The following is an 18356-nucleotide window of genomic DNA, read 5'->3' on the forward strand; positions in this document are numbered from 1 at the left end:
CGGCGCGGGCGCCCTCCGGCAGCCCCGGTGTCTCGGCCACGAACTGGAAACCGGCGGTGGCCGCCGCGCCGCTTCCACCACACCCCCCACCGCCCACGAAACGCAACCACGGGCGAAACACCCGGCCCCCACCACAGGGAGCCCCATGGCTCCACCCCCGCGCCCCCGATAGGCTCGACGATATGAGTGTTCGGCGGGTGATGGGCATCGAGACCGAGTACGGCATCTCCGTACCGGGACAGCCAGGGGCCAACGCGATGGTGACCTCCTCACAGGTCGTCAACGCCTACCTCGCGGCATCGGCCGCACGGGCCAGAAGAGCCCGCTGGGACTTCGAGGAGGAGAACCCCCTCCGCGACGCCCGCGGCTTCGACCTCGCCCGCGAGGTCGCCGACCCCAGCCAGCTCACCGACGAAGACCTCGGCCTAGCCAACGTCATCCTCACCAACGGCGCCCGCCTCTACGTCGACCACGCCCACCCCGAATACTCCGCACCCGAATGCACCAACCCCCGAGACGCCGTCATCTGGGACAAGGCAGGCGAACGCGTCATGGCCGACGCCATCCGCCGCGCCGCCATGGTCCCCGGCACCCACCCCATCCAGCTCTACAAGAACAACACCGACAACAAGGGCGCCTCCTACGGCTGCCATGAGAACTACCTCATGAAGCGCGAAACGCCCTTCGCCGACATCGTCCGGCACCTCACCCCCTTCTTCGTCTCCCGCCAGGTCGTCACCGGCGCCGGCCGCGTCGGCATCGGCGTCGACGGCCGCGGCGACGGCTTCCAGATCAGCCAGCGCGCCGACTTCTTCGAAGTCGAGGTCGGCCTCGAGACCACCCTCAAACGCCCCATCATCAACACCCGCGACGAACCCCACGCCGACCCCGAGAAATACCGCCGCCTCCACGTCATCATCGGCGACGCCAACATGAGCGAGGTCTCCACCTACCTCAAACTCGGCACCACCTCCCTCGTCCTCGCCATGATCGAAGACGGCTTCCTCACCACCGACCTCTCCGTCGACATGCCCGTCGCCGCCCTCCGCGCCGTCTCCCACAACCCCGCCTGCAAACACCTCCTCACCCTCCGCGACGGCCGCAAGATGACCGCCGTCCAACTCCAGATGGAGTACCTCGAACAGTCCCGCAAATACGTCGAAGACCGCTTCGGCGCCGACGTCGACGAGATGACCAAGGACGTCCTCGACCGCTGGGAGTCCGTCCTCCACCGCCTCGGCGACGACCCCATGCAGCTCTCCCGCGAACTCGACTGGGTCGCCAAACTCTCCCTCCTCGAGAGCTACCGCGAACGCGACGGCCTCGACTGGTCCCACCCCCGCCTCCAGCTCGTCGACCTCCAATACACCGACATCCGCCCCGAGAAGGGCCTCTACAACCGCCTGATCACGCGCGACCGCATCGACCGCATCGCCACCGAGGACGAGGTCCAGGCGGCCATCGAAGAGCCCCCCGAGGACACCCGCGCCTACTTCCGCGGCCGCTGCCTGCGCCAGTACGCCGAATCGGTGGCCGCCGCCTCCTGGGACTCCGTCATCTTCGACGTCCCCGGCCGCGAGTCCCTCCAGCGCGTCCCCACCCTCGAACCCCTGCGCGGCACCAAGCAGCACGTCGGAAGCCTTCTGGACCGCTGCCGCACCGCGGCCGAACTCGTCCAGACCCTCACCGGACAAGGCTGACCCGCCGCACGTTCGTGACCACTTTGCCCGTTTCACCGCTTCCCGGAACGGCGATAATCCCAGCAGGCCCCCGCGCCGTCGAGGCAGCCAAATCCACTCGGCGTCGGTGATCGGAGATAGGCTTGGGGGACCGGCGAAGTGGGAGGTAAGCATGGCCACGAAGGACAACTCGGGCGGTCAGAAGCAGGCCCCGCGGCGTACCGAAGAGGTCGAGGAGACCCAGACCGCACCCGACGAGGACGTCCAGGAGCGCCAGGAAAAGCTCTCGGACGACGTCGACGCAATTCTCGACGAAATTGACGAAGTTCTCGAGGAAAATGCAGAGGAATTCGTAAGGTCGTTCGTCCAGAAAGGCGGAGAGTGATCCTGGTTTGTCCGATTTGATCGGGCAGACGGTTCGCTCCTCTTCGACTTAGTCGAAAGAGTGTGCGAAGGGTGGGTGGGGGGCGCTAGCGTTCGGGGCATGTCCGAAAAGGAGTGCCGCGACTGCGGCTTGGTCAAGCCGGTCGCCGAGTTCTGGAAGCGCAAGGCCTCGCATGATGGCTTGGCGCTGTACTGCAAAGAGTGCTTCGGCCTCCGGAACGCGGCGGCCACGCGTAGGCGTCTGGCAAAGCAGGGGAAATCGGCCAGACCCTATCAAAAGCGGCGCGTTCTCCCGGAGGGCATGAAGTATTGCCCGCGCTGCCAGGAGATCAAAGCGACCGCCGACTTCCCTCGCAATCGTTCGAGCAAGTCTGGCGTCGGTGGTTACTGCAAGCCCTGCTACGCGCAGGTCGTGGTGGAGAACAGGGAACGCAACCACGGAAGTACCCGCAACTACTTCTACAAGTTGCGGTACGGAGTCACTGAGGAGCAGGTTGACGCGCATCGGCGAGCGCAAGGCGGGATATGTCCGATCTGCCTACGTGTTCCAGCGGCTCATGTGGATCACGACCACGAGACAGGCCTCTTCCGCGGGCTGTTGTGCTTCCGCTGCAACGGCGCGCTCGGGCAATTCGAGGACGACCCTTGGCGAATGCGGGAGTGTGCCGACTACCTGGAAGGGCGAAGCTCCCATTCCCGGACGATGATGCTTGAGTTCGGAGTTCTGGTGATCGACGGTCACGCGCACCGGCTCGCGTGCGCTCTTCCCCGGCGTGGGACCACACGAGATGATCACTTGCGGGAGCGCTACGGGATCGGCGAGGCCGAAATCGAACGGCTGGTGAGGGCGCAGGCAGGTAGCTGCCCTATCTGCTGTGATCGGTCGGCGGAGCATGTCGATCATGATCATGCGACGGGTGCGGTCCGGGGTGTCCTGTGCGGCAGTTGCAACACGGGCATGGGGCAATTGGACGATGATCCGGTGTCGCTGCGTCGGGCGGCGGACTACGTGCAGGGCAGGCTGATCATGCGCCTGCCCGCGGCGGACGGCGGTGTGCGGTTCTCGTTCACGTGGCCGGACGTGGACCCCGCGACCGTGGCCGTGGACGGCTGGGAGCCGTACAGGGCGGCCGATGGTGCGCATCGGCGGCTCCTCCAGGAGTGGGAGGGCCGCATGGAGGGGCAGGCGGCGATGAGGTTCGCTGTGAGCCTCTCGTCCTCTTGCCGGCGGGAGGTGCTGATGCCTGGTGCGCAGCCGGTGTTCCCGCGGCTGGTGGCGGCGGCGGTGGCGCGCTGAGAGAGGCCGCCGTGGTGGCGGCCGTTCACGTGTCGTTGAGGGCGTCCAGGTGGGCGGCGAGGGCGTTGGCGACGGGGAGGCCGGCGGGTGGGACGGGGATGCCGCCCGCCAGGCGGCACCAGGCGAAGCCGAGGCCGGCGGAGGCGCCGAGGATCTTGAGGGTGGTGTCGGGGTCGTCGCTGGTGGGGGTGGGCCAGAGTTCGCGCAGGTGGTGGTTCTCGTCGTCGAGGATCTCGGTGAGCAGGGCGCGGAGTTCGGGGTCGAGCCAGCGGCCGACGGGGGTGGCGAGGTCGGGGCGGTAGGCGGCCATGTCGGCGGCGAGGAGGGCGGTGGCGGCGTGGCGGGGTTCGGTGAAGGTGGTCTCGTCTTCGGGGTCGCCGCAGGCGGGGGTGAGGGCGGTGGCGAGGTCGTAGAAGGCGAGTTGGAGGGCTTCGCCGGGGGCGGAGTCGGTGAAGAGGCTGGCGAAGAGGGGGGCGGGGCAGCGGCGGCGCCATTCGCGTTCGAGGACCTGGTCGCCGTAGGGGAGGGCGCGGTGGTCGAGGGCGGGGTTGCTCTGGAGGGGTTCGATCATCGAGAGCAGGGCGGAGGCGCGGACGCGGAAGCGGGTGTCGTCGCGGAGGGCCTGGGCGGTCATGACCATGCAGCGGATGAGTTGGGCGGCGGCGTCGGCGCGTCCGGCGCGGAGGCGTTCGGCGTAGAGGCCGATGAGGGTGTGGAGGGGTGGGGGTGGGAGCCAGCGGAGTCTGCCGTGGTCGCCGGGGGTGGCGGCGGGTGGGGCGAGGTGGGGTTCCCAGAGGTCGAGGAGGCCGAGTTCGGGGTCGAAGAGGGGGACGGAGGCGCACCAGAGGAGGGTGCTCCAGGTGGCGGCGATGGTGCTGGGGGTGCCGTGGAGGAAGTGGCTGAGGCCGAGGGGGTAGTCGGCGGGTGGTGCGTGGGCGGCTTCGGAGAGGACGGAGCGGAGGCGGTAGGTGAGGGCGCCGGAGGGGGGTTTGCCGACCATGGCGAGGGGTGGGCCGTAGTCGGTGAGGTAGTCGGCGCCGGTGGGGAGGATTTCGGCGGGGATGGGGGGTGGGGTGGGGCCGGGGGCGGCGTTCTGGCGGAGGTGGGCGGCTTGTGGTGGCGGGGAGGGGAACCAGCGGCCGTCGGCGGGGTGCCAGCGGTACCAGCGGCGCCAGGCGGCGTAGAGCCACCAGCTGTGGTCGGGGAGGGTGAGGAGGCGGGGTTGGAGGGCTTGGTTGCGTTGGAGGGGGGTGGCGGCGGGCCACCAGGGGGCGGTGACGGCGGCGTGGGTCTCGTGTTCGGCGGTGGTGAAGGGGTCGGCGCCGTCGGGGAGGGGGATGTCCTCTTCGGTGACGGGTGCGCGGTACGGGGGGCGGCGCGGTGGCCAGCCGGGTTGGCCGGGCGCGCTCGGCCAGGTCGGTTGCCCGAGGGGGCTCGGCCAGCCCGGCTGGCCAGGGGGTCCCAACACCACGGGGTCATCGTAGTGGGCGGTGGGGGGTTCGCCGTGGGCGGAGGGCGTGCGGATCACGTGGCATGCGGTGGGCGCTTGTTGAACAGTAGGGTCTGAGTGGTCAGCGCCGGTGGTCCTGTGTGGGGCGGCCGGTGCCATGGTGGAGGGAAGGAGTCGCGTGGCGTCCCACGATCGACACACCGGGCGGCTGCCGGGGCTGTTCGCCAGTCCTGACACGTCGTCGTTCACGGAGTTCCTTGGGGCTTACAGTCCGCAGTCGCTGCCGGGTCGGCGGTCGTTGCCGGCGGGGCCGGTGGGGTCCTCGGAGTACGCCGTCCCGCATGCCACGACGATCGTGGCGGTGACGTTCCCGGGCGGTGTGGTGATGGCGGGTGACCGGCGGGCGACGGCGGGGAACGTGATCGCTTCGCGGGACATCGAGAAGGTGTTCCGGGCGGACGAGTTCTCGGCTATCGCGATGGCGGGTACGGCCGGGATCGGGATGGAGCTGATCCGGCTGTTCCAGGTGGAGCTGGAGCATTACGAGAAGCGGGAGGGCCGGACGCTCTCGGTGGAGGGCAAGGCGAATCGGCTGGCGACGCTGGTGCGCGGGAATCTGGGCATGGCGATGCAGGGGCTGGCGGTGGTGCCGCTGTTCGCGGGCTTCGATGAGGAGCGCGGTGAGGGGCGGATCTTCTCGTACGATCCGGCGGGCGGCCGGTACGAGGAGCGGGAGTTCCATTCGATCGGTTCGGGTTCGGTGTTCGCGCGGGGTGCGCTGAAGAAGCTGTTCCGTGCGGAACTGTCGGCGGAGGATGCGGCGCTGGTGTGTGTGCAGGCGCTGTACGACGCGGCCGATGATGATTCGGCGACGGGCGGGCCGGATCTGGCGCGCCGGATCTTCCCGGTGGTGGCGGCGGTGGACGCCGATGGTTACCGGAGGCTCGGCGAGGACGAGGTGGGTGCGCTGGCCCAGGCCGTGGTCGACGGACGTTACGACTCGCCGGGCGGTCCGACCGCCCCGCTGCGATAGAAGGGATCGAGACCGGTGTCCATGCCGTTCTATGTGTCGCCCGAACAGCAGATGAAGGACAAGGCGGATTATGCGCGTAAGGGGATCGCGCGTGGCCGCAGTGTCGTGGTGCTGCAGTACGACGACGGCATCCTGTTCGTGGCGGACAATCCGTCGCGGGCGCTGCACAAGATCAGTGAGATCTATGACCGGATCGCGTTCGCGGCGGTGGGGAAGTACAACGAGTTCGAGAATCTGCGGCTGGGCGGTGTGCGGTACGCGGATGTGAACGGGTACCAGTACGACCGTCGTGATGTGACGGCGCGGGGGCTGGCGAACGTGTACGCGCAGTCGCTGGGGACGATCTTCACGGAGACGAACAAGCCGTACGAGGTGGAGCTGGTCGTCGCGGAGGTGGGTGACGACGCGGAGACGGATCAGATCTATCGGCTGACGTTCGATGGTTCGGTGGCCGATGAGCATGGCTATGTGGCCATGGGTGGTCAGGCGGACGCGGTGGCGCAGGTGCTGAAGGACCGGTATCGGGAGGGGATGCCGCTGGCGGAGGCGCTGCGGGTGGCGGTGCGTGCGCTGGAGGCGCAGGACGCGGATCGGCATCTGGAGGCGAAGTCGCTGGAGGTGGCGGTGCTGGACCGGAATCGGGAGCATCGGCTGTTCAAGGCGTTGACGGCGCAGCGGATCGGTCAGCTGCTGAATGAGGCGGAGGACGCGGGTTCGGGGTCGTCGGGCGCGGCGGGGTCCGCGGGTGCGTCGGATGCTTCGGAGGGCCCGGCCGGGGAGAAGTGAGTTCCGGGCGGCGGGGCCGGGTGGCCGGCGTCGTGTGAGTCCGCGGGATGTGTGTGAAGGGGTCTGCCGTGATGGCGGACCCCTTCCGCTTGTGATCTACAACGTAAAGATGGGGCCCGGTGTGGTGTCCGGTGTGCTCGTACACGTTCCGCGGCGCCGGATGTCCGTCTCTCGCGTTCCACGGAAACCAGGGGCATCAGAGACTGCCAAGACGGTGCCCGGGCGCATAGGCTCGCGGTGTGGACAGGCGCATTTTCGGGCTTGAGAACGAGTACGGCGTCACCTGTACCTTCCGCGGGCAGCGGCGGTTGTCACCCGACGAGGTGGCCCGCTACCTGTTCCGCCGGGTGGTGTCGTGGGGCCGGAGCAGCAACGTCTTCCTGAGGAACGGCGCGCGGCTGTACCTGGACGTGGGCAGCCATCCGGAGTACGCCACGCCGGAGTGCGACAGCGTGGTGGACCTGGTGACGCACGACAAGGCCGGGGAGCGGATCCTCGAGGGGCTGCTGGTGGACGCCGAGCGGCGGCTGCGCGAGGAGGGCATCGCCGGGGACATCTACCTGTTCAAGAACAACACTGATTCGGCCGGGAACTCCTACGGCTGCCACGAGAACTATCTGGTGGGGCGGCACGGGGAGTTCGGGCGGCTGGCGGACGTGCTGATCCCGTACCTGGTGACGCGGCAGATCATCTGCGGTGCGGGGAAGGTGCTGCAGACGCCGCGCGGCGCGGTGTACTGCGTGTCGCAGCGGGCGGAGCACATCTGGGAGGGGGTGTCGTCGGCGACGACCCGGTCCCGGCCGATCATCAATACGCGGGACGAGCCGCACGCGGACGCGGAGCGGTTCCGGCGGCTGCACGTGATCGTGGGCGACTCGAACATGAGCGAGACCACGATGCTGCTGAAGGTCGGGGCGACCGACCTGGTGCTGCGGATGATCGAGGCGGGCGTGGTGATGCGCGACCTGACGCTGGAGAACCCGATCCGGGCGATCCGGGAGGTCAGCCATGACATGACCGGGCGGCGGAAGGTGCGGCTGGCGAACGGTCGGGAGGCCAGTTCGCTGGAGATCCAGAAGGAGTACTTCGGGAAGGCGAAGGACTTCGTGGACCGGCGCGGCGGTGACGAGGTCACGATGCGGGTGCTGGATCTGTGGGAGCGGACGCTGCGCGCGGTGGAGACCGGTGATCTGGATCTGGTGTCGCGTGAGATCGACTGGGTGACGAAGTACAAGCTGATCGAGCGGTACCGGCGGAAGTACGATCTGCCGCTGTCGTCGCCGCGGGTGGCGCAGCTGGATCTGGCGTACCACGATGTGCATCGCAGCCGCGGGCTGTACTACCTGCTGGAGAAGCGGGGGTCGGTGGAGCGGGTGGCGAAGGATCTGGCGATCTTCGAGGCGAAGTCGGTGCCGCCGCAGACGACGCGGGCGCGGCTGCGGGGGGAGTTCATCCGGCGGGCGCAGGAGAAGCGGCGTGACTTCACGGTCGACTGGGTGCATCTGAAGTTGAACGACCAGGCGCAGCGGACGGTGCTGTGCAAGGACCCGTTCCGTTCGGTGGACGAGCGCGTGGACAAGCTGATCTCCGGTATGTGAGGCCGGGGAGCCGGCGGCGGCCCCGGGGCGGTGACGCTCCGGGGCCGCGGCGTGACCGGTTTCGTGGTGTGCCCGGTGAGTCGGGGGCTACCGGCCGGTAGTTCCGGATAGGGTGTGCGCTCGGACGTTCACTCCCCGAAGGACGCGCACCCCCGAAGGACGCGAATGAGCCTGAGCCGTCGACTCTCCGTGCTGCCCGCGGCCGCCGTGCTGGCCGTTCCGCTGCTGCTGGCGGGAGGGTGTTCGCTGTGGTCGGACGATGTCGGGGTGGCGGTGAAGGGGGATGTCGGGTCCCGTCCGGACGTGTCGTTCCCCAAGGAGGCGCCGGGGGAGGGCCTGGCGGTGGAGACGCTGCACGAGGGGAAGGGCGCGGCGGCGGCCAAGGGTGATCTGGTGGTGGCCGACTATGTGGGCTACCGGTGGAGCAAGGACGGCAGCAAGCTGCTGGCGAGCAGCTACAACTCCGGCAAGCCGGGCGCGTTCCCGACCGGGCGGCTGGTGCCGGGGCTGGACAGGGCGCTGCAGGGGGCGAAGGCGGGCGGCCGGGTGGTGGCGAAGATCCCGCCGAAGGACGGGTACGGCGACAAGGGCGCGACGCAGCACCAGGTGGGCGCCGGTGACACGCTGGTGTACGTGCTGGACGTGCGCGCGGTGTATCCGAAGAACGCGGCGGCGCAGGGCAGGAGCCAGCCGCTGAACGATCCGCGGCTGCCGAAGGTCGGCGCGGCCGAGCCGGGGACGGCGCCGGCGATCACGGTGCCGAGGACGGCGGCGCCGCGGCGGCTGGAGGTGCGGGCGCTGGTCCAGGGCGGCGGCGCGGAGATCCGCAAGGGGCAGCTGCTGGCGCTGCAGTACGTGGGCGTGTTCTGGCGGGACGGGAAGGCGTTCGACTCGTCGTACAAGTCGGGCCGGCCGTACGCGGCGACGATCGGTACCGGGCAGGTCATGAAGGGCTGGGACCAGGCGCTGGTGGGGCAGCGGGTCGGGAGCCGGCTGCTGCTGGTGGTGCCGCCGGCGCTCGGGTACGGGGAGAAGGGCCTGGCGCAGGCGGGGATCAAGGGGACGGACACGCTGGTGTTCGTCGTGGACGTCCTCGGCGCGCACTGAGCGCGGCCGGGGAGCCTCCGTGCGGCCCGGCCTTTCTATAGCGCAGCCTGGTTGTTCTTAGAATGGCCGGGTGGAGGACATCGAGGCGATCGCCGTTCTGCAGGATCCGCTGCGGCGGCGGCTGTACGCGTACGTGGGGGCCCAGGACCACGAGGTGAGCCGGAACGAGGCCGCCGAGGCCGCGGGCGTGCAGCGCACGCTGGCGGCGTTCCATCTCGACAGGCTCGTCGAGGCGGGGCTGCTGGAGACGGTGAGCCGGCGGCTGACGGGCCGGTCGGGGCCGGGGGCGGGCCGGCCGGCGAAGCTGTACCGCCGCGCGCCGGGGGAGCGGGGGGTGTCGCTGCCGCCGCGCGACTACCGCACGGCCGCGGAGCTGCTGGCCGAGACGGCGGAGGCGGCCGGTCTGGACGAGGAGCTGCGGGCCGCGGCCCGGCGCCAGGGGCGGGCGCTGCGGGGCGGGGCGCCGCCGTGCGGGGGCCTGGACGACGTCGCGCGGCTGCTGGAGCGGCGCGGGTACGAGCCGCACCGGGACGGCGAGGTGCTGCGCATGCGCAACTGCCCCTTCGACGCCCTTTCCGAGCGCTTCCCGCCGCTGGTGTGCGGGATGAACCTGGCGCTGCTGGAGGGGCTGCTGGAGGGGGCCGAGGGGGTCCGGGTGCGGATCGACGCGCGGCCGGGGTGGTGCTGCACGGTGGCCGAACCTTCTAAAAACAATGAGGATTGACATAGAAGCGGCCGCGTGGTGAGGTGGGCACCATGCCCGACACGCCCGACGCGCAGCCGCCCGCCCACCACGCCCACCACCACGCTCACCACCTCGCCCAGTTCAACGTGGGCACGATGAAGCACCCCCTCGACGACCCCCGGATGGCGGAGTTCGGCGCCCTCCTGGACCCGATGAACGCGCTGGCCGACGCCGCGCCCGGCTTCGTGTGGCGGCTGGTGGAGGAGGGGAGGCCGACGCGACCGGCCTGCGCCCGGCCGGCCCCGACGTGATCGTCAACTTCTCGGTGTGGGAGAGCCGGGAGGCGCTGTGGGACTACGTGTACCGCAGCGCCCACCTGGAGGTGCTGCGCCGCCGCCGCGAGTGGTTCCGGCGGCACGTCGAGTCGCACCTGGTGATGTGGTGGATCCCGGCCGGGCACGTCCCGACCGTGGCGGAGGGCATGGAGCGGCTCGCGCTGCTGCGCGCCGAGGGCCCCTCGCCGCGCGCGTTCACCTTCCGCGAGACCTACAGCCCCGACGGCGCGCTCGTCGCGCCCTAGCCGCGCCCGCCCCGGGACGGGCGCGGCAGGGGCCGGACGCGGGGCTACAGCAGGGTGGCGGTGTCGCGGCCGGCGGCGGCCGCGGTGAGGAAGTAGGGGAGGTCCTCGTCCAGGCGGCGGCCCATCGTCGACAGCCGCACGCCCCAGTCCTTCTCCGCCGCCGCCAGCTCCTCGCGCAGCCCGTGCACGGCGACCGGGACGAGCTCGTGCCGCTCGCCGAGCACGGCGGCCTCGCCCGCCACCCGGGTGCCGAACTCGCCGCCCAGCTCGGGCACCGGGATCCGCGCGCGGGCCAGCGCGACCCGCCCGTACGCGGTGAGGCTGTGGTGGGAGACGCCGATGTGGCGCTCCCGCCGGTCGCCCTCGCTGACCCGCAGGGACCCGACCGGCCGGCCGGACAGGACGGCCGCCGCGTTGACCGCCTCACCGGCCGACACGCCCGAGAAGCCCCACTTCGTTCCGGTGCCGAGGTTCCCCGGGCCCTGCGCGAGGACGATCACCTCGGCGTCCAGCACCAGCCGCGCCGCCAGCAGCCCCGTGTGCACGGTCACCGCCTCCAGGTCGCCGCCGAACGCCTGCCCCACCGTGACCGTGGCCGCCAGCGCCCCCGCGTCCCTCAGCCGCGCGATCGACATCGAGAACCAGGCCGGCAGCGCCCCGCCGTCCGGCATGACGTACACCACCCGCGTGCCCGGCCGCGCGGCCAGCAGGCCCGCCAGGATCGGCGGCAGCGCCGAGTGCAGGTCGGCGACGACCACCGGCGTCCCCTCCAGGGAGTCGGCGTCGCGCAGCAGCGCGTGGTGCGGGGAGTCCTGCTCGTCGGCGCCCAGCACCGTCGCCTGCAGCGGCGTGTAGCGGGCCTTCACCAGGTGCCCCGGGCCGGACGGGTCGGGCGGCAGCCGGTCGGGGATCGCGACGACCATCGCGTAGCCGCCCGTCCCCAGTCCCATCGCCAAGGCCGTAGTGTTGAGCAGGACGGTGTCGCCCGGCTCGGGACGCCCCACGAGAGCGGGGTAGGCCATGGCCCGGTGCGAGCCGTCGCCCCCGATCACGACGTCCAGTTCGACCGCCCCCGGCCACTCCCGGCGGACGCTTTCCACGGTGCCTTTACGCCATCGGATCACCCGGAAACGGTAGCGTCCAGGCGCCGGGCGAGGTGGGATGGACGGCGTTCGGTGGCGCGGGTCGCCTGCCAGCGAGGGTTCACCGACGGAGAGGTGGTGGCGAAGTGTCGCGGCGCAAGACCGAGCGCCTGCTCAACCTGGTGGTGTGCCTGCTGGCCACGCGGCGCTACCTGACGGCCGAGCAGATCAGGCGGGCGGTGCCGGGCTACCCCGACTCCGACGAGGCCTTCAAGCGGATGTTCGAGCGCGACAAGGAGGAGCTGCGCGAGCTGGGCGTCCCGCTGGAGGTGGGCAGCGACCAGCAGGGCGGCGGCGGCGAGGAGATCGGCTACCGGATCCCGCCGCAGGCCTACGAGCTGCCCGACCTGCACCTCACCCCGGACGAGGCCGCCGTGCTGGGCCTGGCCGCCCGGGTGTGGCAGCGCGCCAGCATGGCCGACGCCGCCTCCGGGGCGCTGCTGAAGCTGCGCGCCGCCGGGGTGGAGACCGACGCCACCACCGCGGCGGGCATCGAGCCGCGCGTGGGCGCCGAGGACCCGGCGTTCCCCGCCCTGTGGGAGGCGGTCCGCGACGGCCGCCCCGTCACCTTCGGGTACCAGGGCGTCGGCCGCACCTCCGCGGCCCGCCGGCACCTGGAGCCGTGGGGCGTGGTCAGCCGCCGCGGCCGCTGGTACGTCGTCGGCCACGACCGCGACCGCGGCCAGACCCGGGTGTTCCGGCTCAGCCGCATCACCGGCGAGGTGCGGCCCGACGGCCCGCCCGGCACCGTCACCGTGCCCGCGGGCGTGGACGTGCGCCGCCTCGCGTTCGACATGGGCGACCCCGTCACCGAGCCGCGCCCGGCCGCGGTGCGGCTGCGGGCCGGCGCCGCGCAGGGCCTGCGGCGGTGGGCCCGCGACGTCCGCCCGTCCGGCGCGGGCGGCTGGGACGGCTGGGACGAGGCGACGCTGACGTTCCGCGACGTCGACCGGTTCGCGCCCTACCTGGCCCGCTTCGCCGACGACGTGGTGGTCCTCGACCCGCCCGACCTGCGGGAGGCGGTCATCCAGCAGCTCAAGGCGATCCTGGCCGCGGCCCCCGACGACGGCCGCGCCGGCGACATGGACAAGGCGGCGACATGAACACCACGGCGGCCGGCAAGGGCAAGGGCGCCTCCACCACCTCCACCGACCGGCTCGGCCGGCTGCTGGCCCTGGTGCCGTACGTGATCAGCCGCGACTCGGTGGCGCTGGAGGAGGCCGCCGCCGCGTTCGGGGTCACCGAGAAGCAGCTGATCGACGACCTGAACCTGCTGTGGTGCGTGGAGCTGCGGGCGCCCGACCCGTACTGCCCGATCGACCTGTCCTACGAGGGCGGCGAGATCATCGTGACCGAGGCCGAGTCGATCGCCCGGCCGCTGCGGCTGAAGGTCGACGAGGCCAGCGCGCTGCTGGTGGCGCTGCGGATGCTCGCCGGGATCCCCGACCTGCAGGACCGCGACGCGCTCAGCCGGGTGATCGCCAAGCTGGAGGCCGCCGCCGGCGCCGCCGCCGCGGTCAGCAGCCAGGTCGCCGTGGAGGTCGACGCGCGCGGCGAGACGCTCGGGCTGCTGCGCGGTGCGATCGGCGCCGGCCGCCGCGTCCACCTGTCGTACTACGTCCCCGCCCGCGACGAGAACACCGAGCGCGACGTGGACCCGATGCGGCTGCTGGTCGTGGAGGGCAACACCTACCTGGAGGGCTGGTGCCGCCGCGCCGAGGCGGTCCGGCTGTTCCGGCTCGACCGCGTCAGCGGCCTCACCGTCCTCGACACGCCCGCCGAGGTGCCCGCCGGCGCCGAGCCCCGCGACGTCGACGCCGGGCTGTTCCGGCCCTCGCCCGGCGACGTCCGGGTGACGCTGGAGCTGACCCCGCAGGGCCGCTGGGTCGCCGACTACTACCCGTGCGACAGCGTCGAGGAGCTGGGGGAGGGGCGGCTGCGGATCGTGCTGCGCACCCCCGACACCCGCTGGGTGCGCGGGCTGGCGATGCGGCTCGGCGACCAGGGCCGCATCACCGCTCCCGCCGACCTGGCCGGCGCCGTCCGCGCCGACGCCGCCCGCGCCCTCGCGCAGTACGACACGGTTTGAGGATTTCGGCTACCGTGACGGGCGTGGCATGGGCTGGGGTATCGGTGGTGCTGGGCTTCGTCGGCCTGGCCGTCCTCGCGGTGTGCGCGTTCCGGGTCCACCTCGGCGTACGGCGCCTGGGGCGTGAACTGGAACGGGCCAGGCGGCGACTCGGCCCCCAACATTCCGCGCTGCGCGATGAACTCCGAAACCTGCAGGAAGCCCGTGAGGCGCAGGAGCCGGACGACGGCGTACGATCGTCGTAAGTACCACGCTGCTGAAGAGGACTCTCCATGCCGAACATCGGGACCCCCGAGCTGCTCATCATCCTTGTGGCCGTGCTGCTGATCTTCGGGTCGGCCAAGCTCCCGCAGCTGGCCCGCTCGCTGGGCAAGTCGGCCCGGATCCTGAAGGCCGAGACCAAGGGCCTGCGCGAGGACGACAAGGACGACAAGGACGCCCCCGACACCGCCTCCGCCCAGGCGCAGGCCCCCGCGGGCGACGCCCGCGAGCGCGCCGCCCGCCTGCGCGAGGAGGCCGCCCGCCTGGAGAACGAGGCCACCGCCCAGGAGCCGCGCCGCCAGGGCGCCCTGCCGTCCGGTGAGGCCATCGAGGGCGTGCCGGTCTCGGACTACCGCACCCGCAAGACCTCCTGACCCTCCCCGCCCCCGCCAGAACGGACCGGCCCCCAGACCCCAGAGTGCCCATGATGAAGCTCACGACGCGGCAGGCCGCCGATCCCGAGGGCCGCATGCCCCTCATGGACCATCTGCGCGAGCTGCGCAACCGGCTGGTCAAGGTGCTCCTGGCACTGCTGGCCGGCACCGTCATCGGCTGGATCTTCTTCTCGCCGGTGTGGGACTTCCTCAAGGAGCCCTACTGCGCCCTGCCGGCGTCCAAGGACCTCAACGGGCAGTGCTCGCTGGTGGTCAACGGGATCTTCTCGTCGTTCTTCCTGCGGCTGAAGATCGCGTTCATCCTGGGGCTGGTGATCTCCTCCCCGGTGTGGCTGTTCCAGCTGTGGGCGTTCGTCGCGCCCGGCCTGTACCGCAAGGAGCGCCGCTGGACGTACGTCTTCATGGGCGTGGCGCTCCCGCTGTTCTTCGTCGGGACCGCGCTGGCCTACGTCACCGTCGACAAGGGCCTGTCGATCTTCCTGGGGTTCGTCCCGGACGACGTGGCCGCGCTGATCACCGTCGACCACTACCTCGGCTACGTGCTGGCGATGCTGCTGGTGTTCGGGCTGACGTTCGAGCTGCCGCTGTTCGTGGTCGTCCTGAACATGGCCGGGGTGCTCAGCTCCGCCCGCATCCGCAAGGCCCAGCGGATGATCATCTTCGGGATCTTCGTCTTCGCGGCCGTCGCCACCCCCAGCGCCGACCCGTTCACCATGCTCGCCCTGGCGCTGCCGACCGTGCTGCTGTTCGAGGTCGCCGCGTTCCTGGCGTTCCTGAACGACCGCCGCCGCGCCCGCCGCCCCGACCCGTACGCCGGCCTGTCCGACGACGAGGCGTCCCCGCTCGACCTGGAGAGCATCGACGCCGAACTGGAGAAGGGCCTGCGGGACGACGCGGAGGACGGCCGGCTCGAGAAGCAGTAGCCCTCGAAGAGAAGCCCCGGAGAAAGCCCCGGAGAAGCAGTAGGCCCCGAATTGGGAATCGGGCCGGTCGAAACCGTAGGCTCGATGTATGACCACCCCCGACACGCAGTCGGCCGCCGGGCCGTCCCCGGCGCAGCGGTACGCGTCCTACCGGAAGCGCACCGAAGGAAGCGGCCCCGCCCTGCTGGACTTCCAGACCCTCTACGACTTCGCCCTGGACCCGTTCCAGATCGAGGCGTGCCGGGCCCTGGAGGGCGGCAGCGGCGTCCTGGTCGCCGCGCCCACCGGCTCCGGCAAGACCGTGGTGGGGGAGTTCGCCGTCCACCTGGCCCTCACCGGCGGGTCGAAATGCTTCTACACCACGCCGATCAAGGCGCTGTCCAACCAGAAGTACGCCGACCTCGTCAGCCGCTACGGCGCCGAGAAGGTCGGCCTGCTCACCGGTGACAACAGCGTCAACGGCGAGGCCCCGATCGTCGTCATGACGACCGAGGTGCTGCGGAACATGCTGTACGCGGGGTCGCAGACCCTCGCCGGGCTGGCGTTCGTGGTGATGGACGAGGTCCACTACCTCGCCGACCGGTTCCGCGGCGCCGTCTGGGAAGAGGTGATCATCCACGTTCCGGACTCGGTCCGGATCGTGGCGCTGTCGGCGACCGTCAGCAACGCCGAGGAGTTCGGCGAGTGGCTGCAGGCCGTCCGCGGCGACACCGCCGTGATCGTCGACGAGCACCGCCCGGTGCCGCTGTTCCAGCACATGCTGGTCGGCACCCGCCTGTACGACCTGTTCGTCGACACCGGCCGCAAGGGCGACCGCCAGGCGAAGATCAACCCGCAGCTGTCGCGGATGGCGGTGGAGGAGGTCCGCCGCGCCAAGGTCAACCAGGGCCGCCGCACCGGCCGCCGCCGCGCCCCGCGCCCCCAGCGGTTCCGGCCGCCCGCCCGCCCCGACGTGATCGAACGGCTCGAGCGGGCCGGGCTGCTGCCCGCGATCACGTTCGTGTTCAGCCGCGCCGGCTGCGACGCCGCCGTCCTGCAGTGCCTGAACGCCAACCTGCGGCTCACCTCCAAGGAGGAGGCCGAGGAGATCGTCGCGCACGTGGAGCTGCGCACCGCGGACATGGCCCGCGACGACCTGCGCGTCCTCGGCTACGACGACTTCCTGGCCGGGCTGGAGCGCGGCATCGCCGCCCACCACGCCGGGATGCTCCCCACGTTCAAGGAGATCGTCGAGGAGCTGTTCACCCGCGGGCTGATCAAGGCCGTGTTCGCCACCGAGACGCTCGCGCTGGGCATCAACATGCCCGCCCGCACCGTCCTGATCGAGAAGCTCGACAAGTGGAACGGCGAGGCCCACGTCGACCTCACCCCCGGCGAGTACACCCAGCTGACCGGGCGGGCCGGGCGGCGCGGCATCGACGTCGAGGGCCACGCGGTCGTCATCTGGAGCCCCAGCGTCGACCCCAACTCCGTCGCCGGGCTCGCCGGCACCCGCACCTACCCCCTCAACTCCAGCTTCCGGCCCTCGTACAACATGGCCGTCAACCTCGTCGGCGCCGTCGGCGTCGAACGGGCCCGCAACCTGCTGGAGGAGTCGTTCGCCCAGTTCCAGGCCGACCGCGCCGTGGTCGGCCTGGCGCGGCAGGTCCGCAAGAACGAGGAGGCCCTGGCCGGGTACGCCAAGGCCGCCGAATGCCACCTGGGCGACTTCATGGAGTACGCCGGGCTCCGCCGCCGCCTGTCCGACCGCGAGGCCGAGCTGGCGCGCGAGCGGTCCACCGAGCGCCGCGCCGAGGCCGCCCGCTCCCTGGAGCACCTGCGGCCCGGCGACGTGATCCTGGTCCCGTCCGGGCGCCGCTCCGGGCTCGCGGTCGTGCTCGACCCCGGGCTGGGCCGCCGCTCCGACGGCCCCGCGCCGCTCGTCCTGACGATCAACCGGTCGGTGCAGCGGCTGTCGATCCAGGACTTCCCGCGCCCGGTCGAGCCGGTCGACCGGATCCGCATCCCCAAGTCGTTCAGCCCCCGCAACCCGCAGGCCCGCCGCGACCTCGCCAGCACCCTGCGCGCCAAGGTCCCCGACGACGTCCGGGAACGGCGCCGGCACCGCGACACGCCCGCCGCCGACGACGCCGAGATCACCCGGCTGCGCGCCGAGCTGCGCTCCCACCCCGTGCACGGCTGCGACAAGCGCGAGGACCACGCCCGCTGGGCCGAGCGCTACTTCCGGCTCGAGCGCGAGACCGAGCAGCTCCGCCGCCGCGTCGAGGGCCGCTCGCAGGTCATCGCCCGCACCTTCGACCGCGTCTGCGGCGTGCTGCAGCAGCTCGGCTACCTGGCCGGCGACACCGTCACCGACGAGGGCCGCCGGCTCGGCCGCATCTACAACGAGCTGGACCTGCTGACCGCCGAGAGCCTGCGCGAGGGCGTCTGGGAGCGGCTCGACCACGCCGAGCTCGCCGCGTGCGTGTCGGCGCTGGTGTTCGAGTCCCGCCAGCCCGACGACGCCGCCCCGCCCAAGACCCCGACCGGCCCCACCCGCGACGCCCTCGCCGCCATGGTCCGGCTCTGGGGCGAGCTGGACGCCGTCGAGAAGGACAACCGGGTCTCGTTCCTGCGCGAGCCCGACCTGGGCTTCGCGTGGACGGCGTACCAGTGGGCCAAGGGCCAGGACCTCGACGAGGTGCTGCTGGAGACCGGCATGACCGCCGGCGACTTCGTCCGCGCCGTCAAGCAGCTGCTCGACCTGCTCGGCCAGGTCGCCGACGCCGCCCCGCCCAACAGCCACATCCGCAAGACCGCCCGCCGCGCCATGGACGCCATGCGCCGCGGCGTCGTCGCCTACTCGTCCGTCGCCTGACCCGTCACCCGACCCGTCGCCCGGCCGGTCACCCGAGGCCGCCCTCGGGCCGGCCGGCGGCGCGCCGGTCCGCGCCCGCCGGCCCGCCGG

At 71.6% G+C, this 18356-nt stretch carries 16 protein-coding genes and 1 pseudogene; 15 read left to right on the forward strand and 2 right to left on the reverse strand.

Features of this window, described 5'->3' with window-relative positions:
- The first annotated feature begins 182 nt into the window (after positions 1-182).
- From dop to AB0881_RS39625, 3 genes are all read left to right on the forward strand, one after another.
- Positions 183-1700: a depupylase/deamidase Dop gene (gene dop, locus AB0881_RS39615; protein WP_366625776.1), complete on the forward strand. Its 1518-nt coding sequence runs from the start codon at positions 183-185 to the stop codon at positions 1698-1700.
- 151 nt (positions 1701-1851) lie between these two features.
- The gene (locus AB0881_RS39620) at positions 1852-2064 is read left to right on the forward strand and encodes a ubiquitin-like protein Pup (RefSeq protein ID WP_366625777.1); all 213 of its coding nucleotides are present in this window, start codon (positions 1852-1854) and stop codon (positions 2062-2064) included.
- 99 nt (positions 2065-2163) lie between these two features.
- Entirely contained in the window at positions 2164-3360 is a 1197-nt protein-coding gene (locus AB0881_RS39625) for an endonuclease VII domain-containing protein (RefSeq protein ID WP_366625779.1), read from the forward strand.
- A gap of 25 nt (positions 3361-3385) precedes the next feature.
- On the opposite strand, the gene AB0881_RS39630 is transcribed toward AB0881_RS39625, so the two are convergent.
- Positions 3386-4831, reverse strand: a complete 1446-nt coding sequence (locus AB0881_RS39630; protein WP_366625781.1) for a hypothetical protein — start codon at positions 4829-4831, stop codon at positions 3386-3388.
- Positions 4832-4967: 136 nt separating this feature from the next.
- Here AB0881_RS39630 and prcB point away from each other — a divergent pair, with 136 nt between their 5' ends.
- The 6 genes and pseudogenes from prcB to AB0881_RS39660 all read left to right on the forward strand — a co-directional run bounded on the left by prcB (position 4968) and on the right by AB0881_RS39660 (position 10599).
- Entirely contained in the window at positions 4968-5843 is an 876-nt protein-coding gene (prcB, locus tag AB0881_RS39635) for a proteasome subunit beta (RefSeq protein ID WP_366625783.1), read from the forward strand.
- Positions 5844-5864: 21 nt separating this feature from the next.
- Positions 5865-6629 carry a proteasome subunit alpha gene (gene prcA / locus AB0881_RS39640; protein WP_366625804.1) on the forward strand — a complete coding sequence of 255 codons (765 nt, stop codon included), beginning with the start codon at positions 5865-5867 and terminating at the stop codon, positions 6627-6629.
- A gap of 239 nt (positions 6630-6868) precedes the next feature.
- A complete protein-coding gene (gene pafA, locus AB0881_RS39645) occupies positions 6869-8227 on the forward strand; it encodes a Pup--protein ligase (protein WP_366625785.1) in 1359 nt (452 codons plus the stop codon).
- A 165-nt stretch (positions 8228-8392) separates the two neighbouring features.
- Positions 8393-9334 (forward strand): FKBP-type peptidyl-prolyl cis-trans isomerase, encoded by a 942-nt coding sequence (locus tag AB0881_RS39650; protein WP_366625787.1) that lies wholly within the window; start codon positions 8393-8395, stop codon positions 9332-9334.
- Between the two features lie 70 nt (positions 9335-9404).
- Positions 9405-10058 (forward strand): helix-turn-helix domain-containing protein, encoded by a 654-nt coding sequence (locus AB0881_RS39655; RefSeq protein WP_366625789.1) that lies wholly within the window; start codon positions 9405-9407, stop codon positions 10056-10058.
- A 32-nt stretch (positions 10059-10090) separates the two neighbouring features.
- Positions 10091-10599, forward strand: a pseudogene (locus AB0881_RS39660) (DUF3291 domain-containing protein).
- Between the two features lie 44 nt (positions 10600-10643).
- On the opposite strand, the gene AB0881_RS39665 reads toward AB0881_RS39660, so the two are convergent.
- On the reverse strand, positions 10644-11723 hold the full coding sequence (locus AB0881_RS39665; protein WP_366625791.1) for a DUF3866 family protein: 1080 nt from the start codon (positions 11721-11723) through the stop codon (positions 10644-10646).
- A gap of 104 nt (positions 11724-11827) precedes the next feature.
- Between AB0881_RS39665 and AB0881_RS39670 the strand changes: the two genes are divergently transcribed.
- The 6 genes from AB0881_RS39670 (at position 11828) to AB0881_RS39695 (ending at position 18266) form a co-directional block, all read left to right on the forward strand.
- Positions 11828-12844 (forward strand): WYL domain-containing protein, encoded by a 1017-nt coding sequence (locus tag AB0881_RS39670; RefSeq protein ID WP_366625793.1) that lies wholly within the window; start codon positions 11828-11830, stop codon positions 12842-12844.
- Positions 12841-13830 carry a WYL domain-containing protein gene (locus tag AB0881_RS39675; RefSeq protein ID WP_366625795.1) on the forward strand — a complete coding sequence of 330 codons (990 nt, stop codon included), beginning with the start codon at positions 12841-12843 and terminating at the stop codon, positions 13828-13830. The genes AB0881_RS39670 and AB0881_RS39675 overlap by 4 nt, the downstream gene beginning before the upstream one ends.
- Before the next feature lie 23 nt (positions 13831-13853).
- Positions 13854-14075: a hypothetical protein gene (locus AB0881_RS39680; RefSeq protein ID WP_366625796.1), complete on the forward strand. Its 222-nt coding sequence runs from the start codon at positions 13854-13856 to the stop codon at positions 14073-14075.
- Positions 14076-14102: 27 nt separating this feature from the next.
- Complete coding sequence (tatA, locus tag AB0881_RS39685; protein ID WP_366625798.1) at positions 14103-14465, forward strand: Sec-independent protein translocase subunit TatA; 363 nt, start codon at positions 14103-14105, stop codon at positions 14463-14465.
- Between the two features lie 53 nt (positions 14466-14518).
- Positions 14519-15409: a twin-arginine translocase subunit TatC gene (gene tatC / locus AB0881_RS39690; protein ID WP_366625800.1), complete on the forward strand. Its 891-nt coding sequence runs from the start codon at positions 14519-14521 to the stop codon at positions 15407-15409.
- An 88-nt stretch (positions 15410-15497) separates the two neighbouring features.
- Complete coding sequence (locus AB0881_RS39695; RefSeq protein WP_366625802.1) at positions 15498-18266, forward strand: DEAD/DEAH box helicase; 2769 nt, start codon at positions 15498-15500, stop codon at positions 18264-18266.
- Positions 18267-18356 lie beyond the last annotated feature (90 nt).

The sequence above is a fragment of the Spirillospora sp. NPDC029432 genome (assembly GCF_040703975.1).
GTDB lineage: Bacteria > Actinomycetota > Actinomycetes > Streptosporangiales > Streptosporangiaceae > Spirillospora.

Coding starts and splice junctions, on each gene's coding strand:
- dop (WP_366625776.1), top strand. CDS start 183: ATGAGTGTTCGGCGGGTGATGGGCATCGAGACCGAGTACGGCATCTCC.
- AB0881_RS39620 (WP_366625777.1), top strand. CDS start 1,852: ATGGCCACGAAGGACAACTCGGGCGGTCAGAAGCAGGCCCCGCGGCGT.
- AB0881_RS39625 (WP_366625779.1), top strand. CDS start 2,164: ATGTCCGAAAAGGAGTGCCGCGACTGCGGCTTGGTCAAGCCGGTCGCC.
- prcB (WP_366625783.1), top strand. CDS start 4,968: ATGGTGGAGGGAAGGAGTCGCGTGGCGTCCCACGATCGACACACCGGG.
- prcA (WP_366625804.1), top strand. CDS start 5,865: ATGCCGTTCTATGTGTCGCCCGAACAGCAGATGAAGGACAAGGCGGAT.
- AB0881_RS39650 (WP_366625787.1), top strand. CDS start 8,393: ATGAGCCTGAGCCGTCGACTCTCCGTGCTGCCCGCGGCCGCCGTGCTG.
- AB0881_RS39675 (WP_366625795.1), top strand. CDS start 12,841: ATGAACACCACGGCGGCCGGCAAGGGCAAGGGCGCCTCCACCACCTCC.
- tatA (WP_366625798.1), top strand. CDS start 14,103: ATGCCGAACATCGGGACCCCCGAGCTGCTCATCATCCTTGTGGCCGTG.
- tatC (WP_366625800.1), top strand. CDS start 14,519: ATGAAGCTCACGACGCGGCAGGCCGCCGATCCCGAGGGCCGCATGCCC.
- AB0881_RS39695 (WP_366625802.1), top strand. CDS start 15,498: ATGACCACCCCCGACACGCAGTCGGCCGCCGGGCCGTCCCCGGCGCAG.